The sequence below is a fragment of the Mesorhizobium sp. M1409 genome (genome assembly GCF_040317535.1).
Classification (GTDB): Bacteria; Pseudomonadota; Alphaproteobacteria; order Rhizobiales; family Rhizobiaceae; genus Mesorhizobium.
This window is the reverse complement of sequence record NZ_JAMYKV010000009.1, coordinates 59,866-78,273: the sequence shown is the minus strand read 5'-3', so window position 1 is coordinate 78,273 and position 18,408 is coordinate 59,866. Positions and strand designations below refer to the sequence as shown.

The 18,408-nt window shown below is 60.2% G+C and carries 13 protein-coding genes and 1 pseudogene; 8 read left to right on the top strand and 6 right to left on the bottom strand.

The features are described 5' to 3' along the window. Positions 1-118 precede the first annotated feature (118 nt). Positions 119-1,090, bottom strand: a complete 972-nt coding sequence (locus NKG99_RS10365) for a ThiF family adenylyltransferase (RefSeq protein ID WP_352866986.1) — start codon at positions 1,088-1,090, stop codon at positions 119-121. After that, complete coding sequence (locus tag NKG99_RS10360) at positions 972-1,460, bottom strand: E2 ligase fold family C protein (RefSeq protein ID WP_352866984.1); 489 nt, start codon at positions 1,458-1,460, stop codon at positions 972-974. The genes NKG99_RS10365 and NKG99_RS10360 overlap by 119 nt, the downstream gene beginning before the upstream one ends. On the opposite strand from NKG99_RS10360, the gene NKG99_RS10355 reads away from it, so the two are divergent. The 4 genes and pseudogenes from NKG99_RS10355 (at position 1,429) to NKG99_RS10340 (ending at position 7,685) form a co-directional block, all read left to right on the top strand. Further along, entirely contained in the window at positions 1,429-1,722 is a 294-nt protein-coding gene (locus NKG99_RS10355; protein ID WP_245260242.1) for a hypothetical protein, read from the top strand. The two genes, NKG99_RS10360 and NKG99_RS10355, sit on opposite strands and share 32 nt — an antisense overlap. Before the next feature lie 223 nt (positions 1,723-1,945). Further along, positions 1,946-2,737, top strand: a complete 792-nt coding sequence (locus tag NKG99_RS10350) for a tyrosine-type recombinase/integrase (protein WP_502913075.1) — start codon at positions 1,946-1,948, stop codon at positions 2,735-2,737. 72 nt (positions 2,738-2,809) lie between these two features. Further along, positions 2,810-3,966 (top strand): annotated as a pseudogene (locus tag NKG99_RS10345) (IS91 family transposase); the annotation flags it as partial. A 422-nt stretch (positions 3,967-4,388) separates the two neighbouring features. Continuing rightward, positions 4,389-7,685 (top strand): metallophosphoesterase, encoded by a 3,297-nt coding sequence (locus NKG99_RS10340; RefSeq protein WP_352866983.1) that lies wholly within the window; start codon positions 4,389-4,391, stop codon positions 7,683-7,685. A 338-nt stretch (positions 7,686-8,023) separates the two neighbouring features. Here the strand turns inward: NKG99_RS10340 and NKG99_RS10335 are convergent, their stop codons facing one another. Next, entirely contained in the window at positions 8,024-8,410 is a 387-nt protein-coding gene (locus NKG99_RS10335; protein ID WP_023735773.1) for a hypothetical protein, read from the bottom strand. Between the two features lie 1,196 nt (positions 8,411-9,606). Between NKG99_RS10335 and NKG99_RS10330 the strand changes: the two genes are divergently transcribed. Then, positions 9,607-9,894 (top strand): hypothetical protein, encoded by a 288-nt coding sequence (locus tag NKG99_RS10330; RefSeq protein ID WP_352866982.1) that lies wholly within the window; start codon positions 9,607-9,609, stop codon positions 9,892-9,894. Between the two features lie 123 nt (positions 9,895-10,017). After that, entirely contained in the window at positions 10,018-10,287 is a 270-nt protein-coding gene (locus tag NKG99_RS10325) for a hypothetical protein (RefSeq protein ID WP_023735771.1), read from the top strand. A 9-nt stretch (positions 10,288-10,296) separates the two neighbouring features. Here NKG99_RS10325 and NKG99_RS10320 read toward each other — a convergent pair whose 3' ends face one another. From NKG99_RS10320 to NKG99_RS10310, 3 genes are read right to left on the bottom strand one after another with little or no spacing between them, the layout of a single operon-like run. Further along, on the bottom strand, positions 10,297-11,337 hold the full coding sequence (locus NKG99_RS10320) for an AbiJ-NTD4 domain-containing protein (RefSeq protein WP_352866981.1): 1,041 nt from the start codon (positions 11,335-11,337) through the stop codon (positions 10,297-10,299). Between the two features lie 12 nt (positions 11,338-11,349). Continuing rightward, positions 11,350-14,511 (bottom strand): DEAD/DEAH box helicase, encoded by a 3,162-nt coding sequence (locus tag NKG99_RS10315; protein ID WP_352866979.1) that lies wholly within the window; start codon positions 14,509-14,511, stop codon positions 11,350-11,352. Continuing rightward, positions 14,508-15,296, bottom strand: a complete 789-nt coding sequence (locus tag NKG99_RS10310) for a hypothetical protein (protein ID WP_050591500.1) — start codon at positions 15,294-15,296, stop codon at positions 14,508-14,510. The genes NKG99_RS10315 and NKG99_RS10310 overlap by 4 nt, the downstream gene beginning before the upstream one ends. 70 nt (positions 15,297-15,366) lie before the next feature. On the opposite strand from NKG99_RS10310, the gene NKG99_RS10305 reads away from it, so the two are divergent. Beyond that, positions 15,367-15,657, top strand: a complete 291-nt coding sequence (locus NKG99_RS10305; protein ID WP_023735767.1) for a DCL family protein — start codon at positions 15,367-15,369, stop codon at positions 15,655-15,657. A 601-nt stretch (positions 15,658-16,258) separates the two neighbouring features. Next, positions 16,259-18,289, top strand: a complete 2,031-nt coding sequence (locus tag NKG99_RS10300; RefSeq protein WP_352866977.1) for a conjugal transfer protein TraG — start codon at positions 16,259-16,261, stop codon at positions 18,287-18,289. Positions 18,290-18,408: the final 119 nt, after the last annotated feature.

Below are 18,408 nucleotides of genomic sequence, written 5' to 3'. Positions count from 1 at the left end.
CGGGCCGAGCGTGTCATAGTATCCGCCCCGCACTCTCATCAGGCACTCGATCGTGGTCGAAAACATCGGTGAGCGCTTGACAGCGCGCCGTCCGCGGTAACGAAGACTTCAGATCTTTTTAGGCGGACCCGTTGCTCAGCTGTTCAACGGCACAGCCGTATTTCAGCCTGTAGGCGGCAACGAAATCCTCATCGCTGCAGATGCAGCGGCCGCTGGAATCTTTGGCTTTCGGATCATGGAGGTGAGAACCAAGGGCGCGCAGTAGATTCACGCGAGTGCTGGTCGTCGGACTCATCGGAAAACCCGCACTATGCTTGACCAGGTCTGCGGCAAGCATGATCCCGGCAAGCGCTGATTGAAAGGCCATCGGAACCACAGTTCGAACGAGACGACTTCCATCGCTAAGCTGGAACACCAGGCCGCCGCAGATAACCTGCTGATAAAAGGAACGGAGGGGCTGGCCAACAAACGCGGCGAGCGGCTCAAACGGCACAGCCATCGCCGTAGCCACCCGAGCTACGAACTCATTGGGGACTCCGGTATTGGTCTGCAGGAGCGCTTTTACCTCCTCGTGTGCTTCCGGCATTCCGAGTTCCTCCGCGACCAGTTGGTGTTCGTCCTTGGATTTCCCGGTCGGCATGTACATGCAGCAAAGGCAAGCCTGGCCGTCATCGAAACCATGCCGCGAGATGCCTAGATCTTGCTCCTGAGTCCAGGCGTTCGCGATCCATCGGGGCAGAGCACCTTGGACAGCTAGACGGTCGGCGGCGGTGTCAAGCGCCACACCCACTCGTTCGAATACCCAGTCGCCCCGGCGCGCAACATATTCTGCCCACTTCATAGGGTGCGCCTCGACCTCAAGGGCGGTGGACCGAAGGGCGTGGGTTGCTAGGGCCGCCTTAGAGAGGCCGACCTCCGCCTGACCTGCCAACACGTAGCGCTGCAGGTTTGAGAGTTCGATAGCTTCGTGATCAACTACATGCAGGCGCCCCGACAGACCGGATTGCCTCGCCAGCGCCCAGAGCGAGCCATGGCCTATCGCGCCGAGCCCAATGAGGTGCGTTTCGCCAATCTTGTTGTAGGTGCACAAAGAGAGGTCGATGTTCTCGTCCAGCTCGAGCGCCGGTCAGCTGGGAAGCAAAGATGGTTCGAAAGACGTTGGCCGCGGCGAAGCAGCTTGCGGCGCCAGCTCCAAAGGGCAGCAAGCTCGAGCCAGAGCCCACCGGGTCCGTACGCGACAGCTTTGCCGCCCAACCCTGCGATCCCATGAAAAACGTTGGGCACCGAAGTGATGGGTGCACCGCGCCTGCAGCTACACAGACCGTCGCATACTTGCCGGAACGCCGGATGCTGAATTTTGGATTGATCGACTTTGCCAAGCGCTCGAGCGCTTGGGCTTGAGAGCTCGCGACCATATCCAGGGGGACTATGGCCAGAACCGGATACAGTCTGGCAAGCAACCTGACCGTAAGGTCACGCGTCGCCTGGCCCTCGGCACACAGGCTTGTCGAGGAGCTCGTCGGCGATGTCGAAATGCACGTCGCAGAGAAGCTGCTGCCGGCGCTACGCGCCGCAATCGGCGGACATCTCGGCGAGCCGACGAAGGGCGAATGGTCCGTTAAGATCGACGCAGGCGATCTACAGACGATCAACTTTCATTATCCGACCGCGCTAGCCGCGGAAGAGTACGAAGGCATGGCCTACATTCACTCGGCGAATTAAGCTCGAGTTCGGCGCCCGTGGCGACCCATCTACCGAACAGAAGACGACCCGTTCCTATGCGGCGGAAGATTTTCCAGATTTCTTCGAGGATCCGGATTCCACAGTGACCGTGTTGTCGGTTCGGCGGACTTTATGGGAAAGATAACCGCCCTCCATGCCGAGGCGCACAGGCCCGAGGAAACGCCGACGCCGCAATATCTCTCGCGGCATTACTACGATAGCGATGCTGCTCGACACCGAAGATGGGAAGGGTGCGGCAGCCGTTGCAGTGTCGGGCGAGCGGCCAAGGAACACAGCGAAGCGAAGCACAAGGCGGTCTTTTTCCGCTCTAGCTGGGCGAGCTACGATACGGCGCGGCCCGGGACAGGACATCCGTCGATTCCAGCTGCATCAGCATGAGAGCGGCGTCGGCCCTGCGACGATCAATGGCGCGGTCTCGGCACTGCGGTTCCTGTTCCTGGTGACGCTGAAGCGTCGGGATCTGGCACGTGTGCTGGTGATCATGCGCCATCCACGCAAGCTGCCGGATGTGCTGAGCGTGGAGGAAGCGGCGCGGCTGCTCGAAGCAGCACCAGGCATCAAGTACAAGGCTGCGCTCGGTGTCGCCTATGGCGCGGGTCTGCGCGTGTCCGAAGTCGCGCACCTCAAGGTCGATGATATCGACAGCACACGCATGCTGATCCGCGTCGAACAAGGCAAGGGACGCAAGGATCGCAACGCCATGCTCTCGCCGCAACTGCTGGAACTGCTGCGGCTGTGGTGGCGCGAAGGCAGGCGGCGCGGGGTGATGCTTCCGCATGGCTGGCTGTTCCCGGGGCGCAGTTGCACCGATCCGATCTCGTCGCGGCAACTCCATCGCGCGGTTCAGGAAGCCGCCGAAGTCGCCGGGATCCGCAAGCGCGTCAGCCCGCATACTCTGCTGCTTCGCCACCCACCTGCTCGAGCAGGATGTCGACATACGCGTCATCCAGGTGCTGCTCGACAGCGCTCTACACCAAGGTCTCGACCCGGATGATCCACGCGGTCGCAGGGCCGCTCGACCGGCTGATGGCTCTCATGGAAGGCAAAACGCCGTCCGGCTGAACCGGTGCGCGCCGACCTGGAGGTCGCCGATATCTTCAGTGCTGCCGGCCCCGGATACCGGGTCTCCCACGCCGGGCGTCTGAGCCTGCAGCAGCTCAACGTGATGTCAGCGATCGAACAGTGTCGCACCGCTGCATTGGGTGGTCACGTCGAAGTCTGTGCGGACTGCGGCAAATGGCGGATCGCCTATAACAGCTGCCGTAACCGGCACTGTCCCAGGTGCCAGGGCGCGACCGCGCGTACATGGCTCGCCGAGCGCGAAGCCGACCTGCTGCCAGTCGGATACTTCCACGTCGTGTTCACGCTGCCGGCCGAAGTCGCCGAGATCGCGTTCCACAACAAGGCGCTGTCTATGACCTGCTGTTCAAGGCGGCATCGGAGACCATGCTGACCATCGCGGCCGATCCCGGGCATCTCGGCGCGCGCATCGGCATCACCGCCGTGCTCCACACATGGGGATCGGCGATGACGCATCATCCGCACGTGCACATGATCGTGCCGGGCGGCGGCATCGCGCCGGACGGGAAGCGCTGGGTCTCGTCGCGCCCGGCCTTCCTCCTCCCGGTGCGAGTGCTTGGGGCGCTGTTCCGCCGACTGTTCCTGACCCGGCTGGTCGCGCTGCACGATGCCGGCCGTCTCACCTTTTTCGGGTCGATGGCGCACCTCACCGAGCGACGCGCCTTCCTGCGCCAGCTTGCTGCCGTCCGGAAGAAGCGCTGGGTGGTCTACGCCAAGGCGCCGTTCGCGGGGCCGAAGGCGGTGCTCGCCTACCTGTCGCGCTACACGCACCGGGTTGCCATCTCGAACCGCCGCCTGATCGCCTTCGACGAGGCTGGAGTCACCTTCCGCTACAAGGACTATCGCCGCGATGGTGTCGAGCGCCATCGCGCCAAACGCTTGCCGCCGACGAGTTCATCCGCCGCTTCCTGCTCCATGTCCTGCCGCGTGGGTTCCACCGCATCCGTCACTATGGGCTGCTCGCCAGCTCCGCCCGCAAGGCAAGCCTCGCACTCGCGCGCGAACTGCTGAACGTCGATCTGCCGTCCCAAGACGACACCTCGGAAGAACCGGCCTGACGTCCGCCGGCCTTGCCCTTGCTGCGGCGGACGCATGGTCGTCATCGAGAGGTTCGAACGGTGGTGCCAGCCTCGTGCACCGCCTGCCTCAAGGGCGCCGAACCGGGAGAACGCCCCATGACCCGGCATGGACCGTTTGTCCACACGGCCGCGCCACGCTGGCGCCGGTCAACGGGAGGCTATGTGCACGTTGCCGTGGCGCCGGTCGTAACGCATACCAATCCCGTCGGAATCAACGCTACAGGCTCTGCGACTTGGCCCGGAAGACGCTTCCACGACATGCCCCTCGCACTCTATGCGGAAGTTCGCGACAGGCGCTGGCACACCCCGAAATGCAAATCTCAACCACCCCTCGCCGGATTGGCAGCTCCTCCTATCGCCCCATTGGATGAACGTCAGCCAAATCCCTCACTTATTTGCCGGGACACTTTCGGAGCGTAAAGCTTAATGACAGACTGTTGTCTAAGCCGATGAGTCGGATCACGAGAAAACCTGAATAGCTGATTGATGTCTGACGTAAGTTTCCGCTGGCTCCATTTGTCAGATCTTCATTTCGGCATGAAAGGCCAAGCACCGCTCTGGGCCAACCTCAAGCATCATTTCTACGACGACCTTCCTCTGTTGCATCGTCAGTCGGGGCCGTGGGATCTCCTGATCTTCTCCGGTGACATAGTGCAGAAGGGCGACGCCGAAGAATTTAAGGGCGCAACGGCTGCGCTTGTGGAACTCTACGGAAAGTTGACGGACTTGGATTGCTCGCCCAAGTTCATGGCGGTTCCAGGGAACCATGACCTCGTTCGCCCAAGCGCCAGCGATATGTCCGCGATGTTGCTGCAGGACTGGTCGAAGAAGCACAATGTCCGCGATGATTTCTTGAACAACCCTACTGGTCCCTATCGAGAAACCATTAGGAGCGCCTTTGCTAACTACCAGGCCTGGTACGAAGCGCTTGGCGCGGTCGGGATATCCGTCGTTGATGCGGCCCATGGCTTCCTGCCTGGCGATCAGGTCGTCAGGTTCGCCAAGGACGAGAGGCAGCTCGGCCTGATCGGTCTAAACTCCACATGGCTTCAACTGAGCAAGGAGAACAAGGCCGGCGATCTGCACGTGGACCATCAGCAGCTTTCAGTGATACTGCCGGATGCGGAAGGCTGGTGCCGCGCAAACGACTTCAATCTTCTGGTCACCCATCAACCGGCAGAGTGGTTGACGCCAGGCAGCTTGGACACATGGAAGAAGGAGATCGCTCCGCCTGGCCGTTTCGATCTCCATTTGTTCGGTCACATGCACGAGCCTCTCTCAAGCAGCCTGTCGCAGATGGGCTCGTCCCCGGTGGCCATATTTCAGTCGCCGTCCCTTTTTGGCCTGGAGCATTTCGGCGACGGTAGGACCCAACGCATCCACGGCTATAGTGCCGGCGCGCTTGTCATAAACGAGAAGGGGCGGCAGCTCAGGATCTGGCCCCGGACGTACCAAGCCACGAGATCAGGCCAGGGTCGGGTCACTCCCAATTTCGAGTTCATCTTGCCCGATAATGAGAGCACGGTGACGCAACTACCTGACAAGCAAGTGATCAAGTCCGCAGCCGCTGGGGTGGTGAGTTCCGTCTCGCCTGTCGCGCAGGCAGCAAGAGAGGAAGCATTCGTCGCAACGGCGTGGACAGAAAAGACGAACCTCCTTTCAAGATTCGGGCATCACCTTCTGCCACCCGGGCCCCACGCCTTCGTCAGGAAGGAGGAGCAAGACATTGCTGCCAACGCGCTGACAAAGCGCGCATTGTGGATCATTGCCGATTGGGGGCTGGGTTCGGACGAGTTTGTGTCTTCCGTCCTGCAAATGCATGAGATGTCGGACTGGCCTGTGTTCCGGTTCGACTTAAGCGAAATGTCCGCCGGCAGCGATCTTGCCCAGGAAGTCGAGGTCAGGCTAGGCTTCAAGATCCAGCAGATATCGGACGAGCTTGCGACTGGCGAAGCGGCCGTCCTGCTCCTGGACGATTTAGTCCTGGGAGAACGAGTGCAGGGCACGATGCCTAGAGAGGCAGAGCTAGAGGCGCTTTCCCAAGCCATCCTCGACTATTGCCCCGGCATAGCAATCCTGTTGCGCACCAGTTCTGATCCGGCGAATAGCCAGTTCGGGAAGGTCAAGATCGGAGCCCTAGACGAGCCCGATCTCAAAGCCTACATCGCCAATAGTCCAGAAGGCGGCATCGAGCTGGCGGCTCAGGATGCAGTTGCCAAATTGCTGCTCATCACCGGCGGCGTTCCTGATCAGGTGGACCAAGCGCTAAAGGCACTACAAGTCGTAACTTTGTCCGAGCTGGTCGCGAGCCATCAGGAGACTGGCGAGAACGAACCTTCAAGCGGTTCCCAAGGTCTCCGGCGAGCGATCGAGGACTTGGGCGCCGCCACTCAGCCAATGCTGCAGCGCGCTCTGCAGATGTTGCAAGCGCTGGCAACATTTCCTCATGGAGCTCAATTCGAGCACATCAAGCGTTTCAACGGGGTCAACGGATTCTATCCCACCAATGCAACCGAGCTTCGCCATCGCGCGCTTATAGTCACTTCTACTCTTCCGGGACTGGAGCAGCAGAGTCAGGCTGAAATCCGCAGGATATTGACCGTTCCCCGCACGGTGCGCGACGTCGTGCGTGGGCAGATGTCCGAAGAGCTTCTCAATCAGCACAACAGGCGCGCGGCGGAATTATATTTTGGCTCAAATTGGCGAGCTGGGTCCACTAGTTGGCCCCCTGACCGAAAGTATTCCAGTCCGAAGTGTTCGCACCATGAGATCGCGAATGCTTCGGCTATTCTATTGCGCCTACTAAAAACGGCGTTGCGGGCCGGCGACATGGAGGAGATTATCGCGCTGATGCACCTGAGCGCAGCCTTTGCCGACGCTCTCAACTCAGGATCACACTACTACGGTGCTTCCGAATTCTCCTCGTCGTTCTTGCACACGGCACCGGCCGATGTCGCCGACGATATGGTCGCTCGCGTTCGGCTCAACTATGGCCAGGCGCTGCGGCTGACTGGAGAGCGGTCCAGAGCGATCCATATATTGGAAGAGCTGGACCCCTCACAGTTCGATAGATCAGATCGCGAATCCCTCTGGCTTTCGCTGGCATTGGCTCACGGCGGAGATCCGAAGGCTAAGGAATACGCCGAGAAGCTTCTCAAGGCCACTAAGGACAACTCTTACAAGCTGCAGGCGAGATCGATCATCATCCAGAGCGAGCCGGCAAGCCCGGAGCGCACGGCCAAACTCGTGAGGCTGCAGCTAGAGGCGCGCAAGAAAAAATCGCATATCGTCGCGAACAATCTGGCACTTCAGTTGGCAAGCGAGAGCGACGACAAGGGGGTTGCGGACAGGTATTTGAATGAGGTGCTGAGCCCAAAGAAGGATTCGGACGACATATACAACCTGGCGAGGGCCGCGGTCAGTTTGGCCGAGCAAGTCCTCGAGGGCGGCGAAGCGCTTTCGAATGCAGACCATTCCCGGCTCATCGCGGCCTACCAGTACCTGTTCATCCAACGGATACCCTCGCTTTTCGACAGGTGCCACCGGGCACTCTGGAAGAGCTTTGCCAGACGCCGCGAGATGAATAACCTCTTCGCGTTGTTCCGTAACAGCTCATTCATCTGGAGGATTAGGGGCGTGGGAGAAAAGGAGGAGCAGTACATCTCTTCGCTGGCGTCGATAGCCAAGGAAGATAATAGTGCAATTCCGGAGAATCGTGACGGAAGCTATTTCAAGGCGCGCTTACATTCCACTGCCAGCGCTCCACTTGCGATCGAAGGCTGACTGGCGGTCGCGGCCGGCGACAGGCTATGCCAAGGCTGCAGCGGCGATCTGGACGAACCGTCCACTGTCTCCGGTGGGCCGCAAACCTCCTTAACCTGGCCGTTCACCGCAAAAACGGATGTTCTGAAGACGGACATTCTCCACCCTCAGATTGCCGAGCGTCGGATTGTCCAATTGTTACCTTGGAAACTTCCGGAGGCTTCCAGGATTACAGCATTCACCGTCCCGACGTAGGACATCTGCTCATCGAGGGCCTCCCCGAATGCGCTACATGAACGCATCATTATCGCAGCGTGGAAAGGCTGCTCCCTACCATAACGTCTTCATCCTGTGCACGACTAAAGCTGGTTAATGAAAGCTTCCCAGCCGAGCTTCCCCAGTGCCTTGTCGATGGCGGCCGTCAGCTCCGCGTTCTTTGCCTTGAACATTGAATTTGTGGCAGAAAAGCCATCATAGCCGAATTTGGCAGCCCCGAGCGCTGCGAGTAGCCCGCACCACTCGCGGATGCTATCGACCTTTGCGAGTAGCTGCTCTCTCGAATAGCCTTGCCCGGTTTGCTGGCCGTGGAAAATCTTATCGCGGGCTTTCCAAGCGTGATCGAGCGCGGCGTTGAGCGGCCCATAGCGATCGCCGAATTCGTCCTTGAAGCGAAGGCCGGTCAGCCGCTGTATCCGACCGCGAAAGCCTGTGTGGGCTATGCCCTTGTTGGCGAGCGCTTGGCGCACAGACGAGGCCTAATCCGGTCCGATCGCCGAGGCTTGGAATACCAGAAAAGAGCAGATCTTCCGTTGTTGCCGCTCGTATTTGATCCACGCGAGGCAAAACGCATCGACACCGCGAGTCTCCCAGCACGTATTCGATGATATTGAATTCGTCTTCTAAAGTTCGACGCATAATATCCTCCTGCCCGATGTCTACCCTAGATTACTCGGGGTTCGGGCGCATCCACCGGCGGAGCTGGCTCTGGAGCATTGCCCCGAGGCGTGAACCCGTCACGACCATTCGGTCATAATTCCTTGCGCAGTAAGGAGCGCGTGTGCGCGAGATGCTAAGAGGTGCCTTCCGTGTGGGCGAGGCATTCCGCGTCGCGCTCCGCGACGTCACGGCGTGTCCCAAAACCGGGACGAGGGATCGGGTATGGTCAATTCTCGGAACTCTTTCGTCTCAAAGACAGCTGGAGCGCCCGTCGACCTATGCGTCGTCCGAAGCGCCGTTGAAATCTGCGATATGGACGCAAGGGCGCTCTAAGAATTCTTCAGGGTTCAGCGCATCGAACCGTCAAGCTCTGGAGCTTTCCGGTCAGCGCGACGTTACCTTTAAGACCATACACCGCCTAGCATGACGGTCCGCAACAAGGTCGTAAGCCAATCGGCAGCTATGTGCACAACTGCAGCCTAGACCTGACGGTCCGGAAACGGCCCCAAAGCTGCCAGGCGGGAACGCGCCTGATTCCAGCCGCTTAGCTAGCCTCGCTCGCTCCCAAAAGCGGACGTCCACCGCCGCAGCGGTTCGTATCAGCCTGTTCGGTTAACCGGCACCACGCTGGCGACCCTGGCAGCGCTGCAGAGGACTGGACCCTTTTTGGCATCTCGCCACGCTGCGCGTCGTCCTCTTGGTCGAGGTCGGCGGTTAGGGACGTCGAGGTTGTCTGACATCGCCAACTGGACGATCGACAAGATACTATGCGACGTAGAAGCAGCTGAAGAACAAGAACGCGCGGAACTTAAGGGTTTAGTATCGCAAGATCACACGGGAGCAGCATGACCGGTGCATATTCACCGTTGGTGACCATCACATTAAACGCGAGGGGCGTTGGGGTCCCTGCGCAAATGGCGGCCAAAGAGGTTTATGGCATCTTCGCCCTGGCATACCCTGCGATCCAGACTGCAGACCTGTCCAACATTCGAGCATGCATCATCAGATGGACGTGCTCGGCCGAACGGCGCGGGAGGATCTAGCATCCATCAATCGCCGGCTGATCGCCATGTGCATCGCCGACCTTGCGCGCGGCGTCCGCCAATCGCTCGAAGGTGCAGCGACGCATCTAGACCTTATCAACGAGCTATCGCCGGACGCTATCCGCGACGAAATAGGGGATGATATCGAAGACGCCGTGGTGGCCGCGATCCAGTCGGCAGCCGGTCAACAGCAGGAAACATTGCGACAGCGTGCCCAGGCATGCGGCACCCTCAGCTTGTGGCGAAAGTAGCCAAAGGAACTTCGGGCATCCTTGTCATGGACGCCCGAACTGTCTTCCTTCCAGAAACTGCGCAATTGTCTCGAGCACCGGTGCGGCATTGTCGGCCCCCAAGATGTCGATGAAACGAACACGATGATCCTCCGACTGCCCTACCTGAAGGTCGATGTCATCGACGCCAGCGGCGCGGTCAGGCCGTTCGAGATCGGCATGGCGGTTCGGGAGACTTCGACCGTGAAAGTCGAAGTCGCAGTGCGGAAGACGACGTTTTATTTGGGCCAGACCGTGAAGGTCGAGCCGGAGCGGATCGGGGAGATAGCATTTGCCTGTTGGGTGTTCGCCACCGACATAGTTGACAAGCTCGGCCCGGTGGCGGCGTCCGGCCAACACAAGATACACATCTAGTAGGGTCGGTCAGTTTAACCTATGCCGATTGATCAGGCTCTTGGTCCAAATCATGGCAAACTCGATGGCCCAATCCTCCTGGGCGGGCGAGAGCTTGGGCATGGGCTCGCCCCCGGGACCATGGCCTAGCGGGTTTCGCACCGAGGTGAAAAACGACTTCAACTGCGCGCCTTCCCATGCTTCGATGAACCGTCCGCTACGCTCACTAATGAGATTGTCTATATAGGCGTGGGCGCCATTCTCCTTACCCGTGCTGGCACCGAGGTTGCTGCACAGGATTTTGATGACGCTCTCCAATGCCTTAGCGGCGTACAGGGACGGGTCGCGGCCACCGTTGTCCCGCAGGTCCATGGCCTGCTTGATGTCAGTGTCGACGTTCGTCCACCTCGGGTCGGCGACAAGTTGCCAGAACGGCTGCTCGACGACCTTCTGGATCACCTCATCGGAGGATATCTGTACGAAGCCGTTGTGGTAGTTGAGCGGCTTGCGCGCAGCGGCGAAACGCGCATTGATCTCGTTGATCGCACCCTGGAGTTCGTCGTCCCTAGCCTTGATCCTTGCCCGACGTGCGTCCTCGGGGTCGCCGGGAATTCTGACTCCTCCGGATCGACCGAACGAAAGCAGACCCTCCAGTTTGTCGTATGCCTCGGAGGATTTGTAGGCGTTATCGGCGGCTTTCTCTCGCAGTGCCAGCTCAACGAAGCTGACCCTCTGCTTCATGAATTCGTCGGCTTCGTCGACATTAGGATTGAACGGTGAGCACATGAAATTCTCGCATATCTGGGCAGGCGAAAGCATGAAGGTGCTGTTGCCCGAACCCGCCCACGTCTGGGAGAGGTTCTTCCGGCCGAGCTCCATGCTGAGCTTGCTGTCCAGGTTCTTCCAGTGCTGTAGGTTGGCGGCGATAGAGGCACCTTGCCAATCGAATGGCGGAAACAGACGCTCCGCGATGACCCGATAGAGCTTCACATTGAGGCGGTCGTCTCCTGCGGTGTGGTCGGTCCAGATCGCACGGTTGAAGTATCGTTCGTGGAAAGTATCGGTCAGCATGTTGCGTCCTAATCAGGCGAGGCCTTCCAATATCTTCCAGGCCTTCTGATAGGTCGGCCCGGCGGCACCCACCGCAGTATGCCAATCGGCATCGCTCAGGCCTTCGAGGGCCGCGCGCATCGACTTGATGCCGGTGCCGACGTTCTGCCTCGAGAGATGGTCGGAAAGAGGTTGGGCGGCGTTGCGCGGTACACCCATCAGGCGCAGGTCGATGGCCATGTCGGAATTAACGCCGTAGTAGATTCGGGAAGGCAGGTTGCGGAAGGTGCGCCGCTCCTCTTCTGTCATCCTGTCGAGCCCGTCGCGAATGGTCAGGCTCTGGATAGCCGAAAGTCCCCAGGAGGCTGTGGAGGTCATCTTGCCATATACGAGCCGGCACGCCTTCGACATGGCATCGGTCGGACTGTCGTTGGGCCCCCGGAAATGCTCGTTGGCCATTTCGGCCAACGAAGCACCGTTGACCCAATCCTTGACGATGCGGGCGAGAAGGTCGCCATTGCCGCGTCCGCCGCCAGTGACCTCGGCCAACTCCGCTTTCAGTTCCGGGATCTGAAGAAGGACGCCGAAGGCGTTCTGCAGCGTGCGATCGTTCGCGGTGAACAGGGTCGACGCATCCCAGGAATTGGAATCGATGCCTGCAGCGCGCGCGCCGGCCAAGGCACGGCTGACGCTTTCCCAGGAGAAACCGGTGGTGTCCACCAGAGAAAGTGGCTGGTTTCGGATGATCGCCGCATAGTCGGTCACCGCAGCGACCAGCCTGTTCGCCACGGTCTGATCCTCGCGACGCAGCTTCTGAAAGCCGAAGCTGCCGCGCAGCACCTGCTCGATCTGGCTGGCGAACGTGGCATGGTCGTCTATTTGGCGGTACGAGTGGGCCAGGTACTGCAGGAACGCGGACCACTCCTTCATGTAGTAGAGCGTGTGGAGTTCGAGCTGGGATCCGGCGGCCAGGGCGGAGCGCACCATGTCGATCAGTGTCGAGTTCAGGTGGGACACGTTTCGTCCGACATAGTCGGACAGCAGCGCCACCCTATCGTCGGTTGTCGCGGCCAATGCCACCACGCCGGTGCCCGATTGGTCGGCACGGCCAGCGCGTCCAGCCAAGTTCCAGAAGTCCTCGGGCGGCATGTCGAGGCCATAGGGATATTGGTGGGATGCCATCACCACTGCGGTGACCGGGAAGTTCAGACCCTGCGCGATGGTGGTGGTGGCGACCATGGTGTCGAGCTCGCCCAGCTCCATCAGCCATTCCATCAGGACGCGCGTGTCGTCAGACAGTCCGGTGTGATGCAGGCCGACGCGCTTCTTCAGCAGCCCGATGAGTTCGAAATCCCTACCGAATTCCTCTGCCACGAAATCTGCGACGAAATCGATATTGGACATGTCCTTGGATCCAGGCCGCTGCTCCAGCTTTTCGGCCAGTTTCGGATCTTTGGCCATCGTGCGGGCCAGGCCCCAGGTGTCCTTGACCTTTCCGGCGACAACGATGACCGGTCCACGACGATTGAGGCAGCTGGCGGTGACGGCGGCGACGTTGGAAAGGGAAGGACGCACTTGCGACCAAGTCAGGCCCAGCTCTCGCCCCGAGCAGAGCGGAACGAGGTGGTCGATCTTTATCGTGGACTTGGATGTGTGGATGGTCTGCAGGGATATCTCGTAGTCGCCAGCGCGCTCCGCTTTGGAGGGCTGTGCGATGACGATTGCCCTGTCGTTCGGGCGCCAGTTGAACTCGACCGTCATGTCCGCGAAGCTGTCCGGCGACAACCATCTGGCGACTTCGCCGCGGTTCTCGATGAAAGGCGTCATCAGCAGGAACTGGGAGTTTCTGCATTCGCGGTTGATCGTGGCCAGCATTAGCTCGAGCCGCAGACCGCGGCCCTTGTTCGATAGATTGTGCGCCTCGTCGACCACAACCAGCGTCAACGGACGGCCGATCTTGGCCTCCCAGCCGCCGCGCAGCAGGAGGTCGATCTTCTCGGGCGTTCCGACCAGCACGCGGAAAGCCGTCCGTGGGTCCTTGTCGGCCAGCAGCTCGGCCTCGACGCCGTCGATGTCGAGGGCAGGGCTGACGCGCTCCACGACTATCCCGAGCGGCGAGAAATCGCGGCGAAGCTTCGCGCACACCTGATTCACCAAGGCGCGTGTGGGCGCGATATAGGCGACCCAGCCCCTTTCGGCCTCGAACTGGTTGAGGGCCTGGAGGATACGGAACTGGGCGATGAAGGTCTTCCCGCTCGACGTCGGCAGACTGAGGACCACCGAACGCGCGCCCGAATTCATCAGTCCCTGATCCCGAAGAGCGATGCGCTGGGGCGGCAGCATCTCGAAGACGGGTTTGTCCCTGGTCCTCGCAGCCATGCTCTCGACGAAACGAGCGATGCGAGCGCTGGCGCCTCTGGTGACTGACCAGATGCTGTTGGCAACCATCCGTTCCGCGGTCTCGGACAGGAGCCGGACGGTGGCGTGCAAGCCGATCAGTTCGCCTCGTTCGCAGGCGATCTGGCTGCGATCGAATTGCGCCTGCAGCTGCTCACGGATGTTGAACCCGCCAGCCACCGAACCTTGGGCCGAATAGGTGGCGAGCAGCTCTGCGGCCTTGGACAGGTGATAGGAGGCCATGAGCTGCCATGCATCCGAGCGGGGTGTATCGGAGGTCTCCAAGAACTGTGCCTCTCCGGATTTCTGCGCCTCGCGCAGGCCGACGATCTCAGCCAGAACCGCGTCCAGATCCGCCCACCCGTCCTTGCGCAGCACCAGCAGCCAAAGTCGATAGACGCTCTGGCGCACCCTAGCACCCCAGTTCGCAGCTTCATCCGGTTCGGGAGGAAGCGCATGGGTGCGCAGATACCGCGACACGTCGGGCGTGCGATCGCCGAGCACGCCGTAGCAGGCGGCTTGTAGCAGATGCAGTGCCCGTGCTTCGGTGTTCTTTGGAACGTCCGATGCTCTCGATGCCTCGAATGCCATCTCGGCGGTTTCGCGCAATTCGCCAGCGGCTTCTACATCGCCCAGCAGGGCATGGACGGCCAGGCCGTAGCCGTTCGCGGTAAACCTGTAGTCCTCCGGCTGGTCATTGGGCTCGAAGCCGACATCGGCCAACAGGTGTTCGCCAACAGCGACATCGACCCTCCGACGTCGTTCGTCGCCCAGTGCCTGGATCATCCATGATGTCATGCTGGCGACACCTTGGCGATGGAGAGCCAATCGGCGATAGGACGTGGCGTGTACCAGGCATCGAGGCGCATGCGTGGGCTGCCGGTGCCGTCTTCCAGAGCTGTGCCCCGGGTACGCAGATCGTCGCGATGTGCAGGAGTGTCGCGTAGTAACACGCCCACGACGGCGAAGTCTTTGCCTCCCGAGCTAAGGTATTTCGCCGCTGCGACCTTGAACATCGCCATCAGCTCGGCGGTTGTGCAACGGGCGTACAACCACTTCAGAAGCGTGTTCTGCGCATCCTTGTGATTGGCAAGTGCATCGATCTGGTGGGCAAGACCGCCTCTGCCGGCCATGACGCCGGGCGGATTGTCCTTGTCCGACGAAGTCTTCACCTCGCCGAATAGGAAAACCCTGTCCGGTCCACTGCCGAGGAAACCGACGATATCGGCGCCGGGCAGCGACGCCTTCGGCGTCTTTCGATCGCGGTTCTCGTTCCAGGGCCACACGGCACCGTGCTCGTCCATTAATAGACATTCGGCCATCGCCTCGCCGATTTCCCAATCCAGCGGCTCGACGGTCGCATCCAGCAGAGCGCTTAGGGTGTCACTGGCCATGCCTGTCGTGGCTAAGGCATCCAAATCAGCGGAGAATTCTTTTTCGAAGGCGGCATCGGTAACGCGCTCCCAGACCGGGCCGCGCAGATATAAGTCGAACTCGGCATGGTCGTCTATCACCAGACCACGCCAGCAGTCGGTGGCCAAATCGTTCGGATAGGCCTTGGTGATCTTCAGTTCGAGCGGCATCGATTCCCCTGTCGATCGCTGATTATCTCTTTATGATCGCAAATCGCAACCAAAGGATTGAGCGCAACGGATGGCGAAGGCGATACCATTGCAATTGGCCGGGAGGGATTTCGCCAAGAAGGGCGATGCGCTGCTCCATGTCAGGGCGAGGCTGCAGAGGTATCCTCCCGGGCAGCGCGTCGCGGATGAAGATGAGGCGCTTCTGCGCGCCTTGCTGGCTAGGCACCCCGATTCCGCCTCCAAGACAGGTTCAGGCGTGGACCACTTCATGGTGCGCAGCGCCGATTACGGCACCAAGTGCTTCTGGGTGGTGAGAACGGACGGATCGACCGAGCGTTTCTCGTACAAAGAGTGTCTTTGACTGTCGAGCTTATCGTCCTGCCCGTCATGATACAGTGCTGGCTTCGGTCCATTCGGGTCGACCTGCACACCACGACATTCGTGCCACATTCCTCCGGCGAACAAGGCAGCAAGCCAGCCGGCCCATCCTTTCAGCTTGTTGCCGGATATCCGTCAATTGGTAGCAGCAAGTAGGAAAACTAAGGTTGCCCGAATGGGAAAAAATATTGGGAAGAATGGGAAAACTATGCTTAATTTTTCGAGAGCAGAGCAGAGCAGAGCAGAGCAGAGCAGAGCAGAGCAGAGCAGAGCAGAGCAGAGCAGAGCAGAGCGGTACTTCGCGGAGCTTTCCAAAAACGACCGAGTGGAGCGCGAAGCTTTCTAGCACCCATTATAGGTTCAACGGCAGCTTTCCATATTAGCGTGCCGAAAGCCTGCCGGTCTGCTGACGGCCCAATACAAGTCATTCGCTCGTGCCTTCGCGATGACAATTTCTTGGCGCCCCCAATCTTCCAAGCCTGCAACGTTCACTGCATCGCACGGGCGCGTATATTGGGTATCTTCAATATTCTGAAACGTCACGCCATCCTGCTTCCGTTTAACAAAACTCGGAGGCTGCGCCCATGACACCGACGAAGCTCCTTGTCGGTCAGATAGTCATTGTGTTCGCCATCGTCATTCTCGGCGTATGGACAGCGACTCAATGGTGCGCCCAAACTTTAGATTATCAGCCGCAACTCGGACCCCCATGGTTTGTCGCAGCCGGATGGCCGATCTACAAGCCGTGGCAACTGTTCGAGTGGTGGTTCCATTTCGACGCATACGCGCCCGAGGTCTTCGACACGGCCGGGATGCTTGCGGCCACCACAGGCTTCATGGGCTGCGCGGCCGCCATCGCTGGCTCCCTCTGGCGTGCGCGGCAGCGCGGCCTAGTCACCACTTATGGCTCGTCGCGATGGGCCGCGTCTTGGGAGATCGAGAAGGCAGGGCTGTTTCGACCAGCCGGTGTTTTCCTTGGCAAGCTGAAGGACCGCTATCTTCGCCATGACGGGCCGGAGCACGTAATGGCCTTTGCTCCCACGCGCTCGGGCAAGGGTGTTGGACTGGTTGTTCCGACGCTTCTTTCCTGGACCGGCTCGGCCGTCATTCACGACATCAAAGGCGAGAACTGGCAGCTGACCGCCGGCTGGCGGTCGAAGTTCTCGTACTGTTTTTTGTTCAATCCGACCGATCCGAGGTCAGCACGCTACAATCCGCTACTTGAGGTGCGCAAAGAAGTGAACGAGGTCCGCGATGTCCAGAACATCGCTGATGTCTTGGTGGATCCGGAAGGTGCGCTCGAGCGGCGCAATCATTGGGAGAAGACCAGTCACTCACTCTTGGTCGGCGCCATCTTGCACGTGCTCTATGCCGAAGAGGAAAAGACGCTCGCCCGGGTCGCCACCTTCCTGTCGGATCCGCAACGCTCCTTTGCCGCGACGCTGCAGCGGATGATGACGACCAATCACCTCGGCACGACGGACAAGCCCCAGGTCCATCCGGTCGTGGCCTCCGCAGCGCGCGAGGTGCTGAACAAGTCGGAAAATGAGCGTTCTGGCGTGCTCTCGACCGCGATGTCGTTTCTCGGGCTCTATCGTGATCCGACAGTGGCCGCGGCAACATCGACCTGCGACTGGCGCATTGCGGACCTGATGGATGCCGAGCGGCCGATGTCGCTCTATCTGGTCGTGCCGCCGTCGGACATCTCGCGCACCAAGCCGCTGGTGAGACTGGTGCTCAATCAAATCGGCCGCAGGCTGACTGAGCGCCTGGAGGGTGACCCGAAGAAGAGCCGCAGGCATCAACTCCTCATGATGCTCGACGAATTCCCGGCGCTCGGACGCCTCGATTTCTTCGAGACCGCGCTTGCCTTCATGGCAGGCTACGGCATCCGCGCCTATCTGATCGCTCAATCCTTGAACCAGATCTCCAAGGCCTATGGCGAGAACAACGCCATTCTAGACAATTGCCATGTGCGGATTTCCTTTTCTTCCAATGACGAGCGCACGGCCAAACGCATCTCGGACGCGCTCGGTACAGCGACGGAACTCAGATCCATGCGCAACTATGCCGGCCATCGGCTGGCACCCTGGCTTTCGCACGTCATGGTGAGCCGCCAGGAAACTGCGCGACCGCTTTTGACACCAGGCGAGGTGATGCAATTGCCGCCTTCGGACGAGCTGGTGCTGATATCAGGATTGCCGCCGATCCGTGCGAACAAGCTCCGCTACTACGAGGACCAGAATTTCACCGAACGGGTGCTGCCGGCGCCGGTGTTGCGCGACGGTCTGTACGCGGACTGTCCTGCGTCGCGCCCCGACGATTGGAGCGGACTAGTCCGCAGTGTTGACCGCCGTCTCGCTGCAGATGACGAAAACGCCGGCGCGGCAATCGAAGAAGACGGCGGCGTGCAACAGCAGCGTCATCCCGGCCTGCCTGAAGACCACGTCGTCGTCTGTCAGGAGCCTGATCAAGACGACCTCTTCAATCTGGCGGACGATGACGCCGAGGCACTCGCAGACAAGCGCGTCATGGACCGGGTTTCCACCGCAGCCAGCGCCTACGGTATCAACGAGGGAAGGGGCGACGACAAGGACATCATCCCCGGCTTCTAAAAGCGCTTTCGCAGCTCAGGCGTATCTCAGCGTAGATAACGCCCATAAGCGATTTTTCAGATATCGGCGATGTTCGTTCCCGCCGCCGGCGCATCAGCGCCGGCCAGTCGGAACGAGCC